Source organism: Campylobacterota bacterium, assembly GCA_020633995.1.
Lineage (GTDB): Bacteria > Babelota > Babeliae > Babelales > RVW-14 > JACKCO01.
On the sequence record JACKCO010000001.1, the window covers coordinates 1 to 1,168 of the forward strand.

Sequence of the window (1,168 nt, forward strand, 5' to 3'; positions counted from 1 at the left end):
TGCGAAGTTTGCAAACAACATTATGGTTGCACGAACGTGGATTTGATAAAGTTATGAGTCTTAGGGGAGGCATTACAGCCTGGTCCAAAGAGGTAGATATAAGTGTACCTATCTATTGATTTTAGTTCATCAAGTTATACGAAGAGGCCTGTATGAAGTATCTTTCATTATTTTTGTTTTTTATAATGGTTTCTAGTGCATATACTGTTTTGCCTGAAAAATTTGAAGAGGCTCTTATTATGGCCTATCTTAATAATCCTATTCTACAAGGTGAAAGAGAGGCTTTAAAAGCCATTGATGAAAAAGTACCTGAAGCCTTATCTGGTTGGCGACCTAAAATAGGTGTTGAGGGCCAAGTGGGCTACACCCATACAGACCAACGATATAGAACAAGCAGAGGGTCAAGTGCCTCAACTTCATCTGGACGTAGCACCTATCATGATTTTTTAAAATCAAGGGAAGCCAATCTTTCTTTTGAACAACCTATATTTCAAGGTGGTAGAACAATTGCGCAAACCAAGAGTGCTCGCGAACAAGTAAAAGCTGGGCAACGCAACATTATTTCTGTCGAACAAAAAGTTCTTTTTGATGCCCTGACTGCTTATATGGATGTGTATAAGGACGCACAGGTTCTTAGTTTGACACAAAAAACAGAGCAGGTTCTTACAAAGCATCTTGAAGCAACCCAAGTTCGTCTTAGTGTAGGAGAGGTAACGCGCACGGACAAGGCACAGGCAGAAGCCCGTCTTGCATCCGCAAAAGCAGATCGTATCAAGGCTCATGGTAATCTTGAAAATTCTAAGCATCAATTTGAACGTATCATGGGGTATGCTCCCGTTGATCTTCTTTCTTACCCTAACGTAACGTTAGACCTTCCAAAATCAAAACAAGAACTTCTTGAGATTACCGAAAAATGTCATCCAAATATTTTAGCAGCAAGATCATCTGAGCGTGCCGCGCGTTACGATATTAAAAGCGTCGAGCGTGAGCTTTTACCGTCACTTAGCATAAAAGGAACGCTTTCTCATTCTGATGATACCTCAAGCAGCAATAGTCGGGTGCGCAATGCGACAATTCTTGCTAATCTGTCAATACCTCTTTATAGCTCGGGAAGTGTTGAGGCACGCTCACGACAGGCTCATCACAAATATCGTCAAAAAGGCCATGA

At 41.2% G+C, this 1,168-nt stretch carries 1 protein-coding gene; it reads left to right on the plus strand.

Annotation, left to right across the window (positions count from 1 at the left end):
- Positions 1-152: 152 nt before the first annotated feature.
- On the plus strand, positions 153-1,168 hold a 1,016-nt coding region (locus tag H6679_00005; GenBank protein MCB9492639.1), incomplete at its 3' end, for a TolC family protein.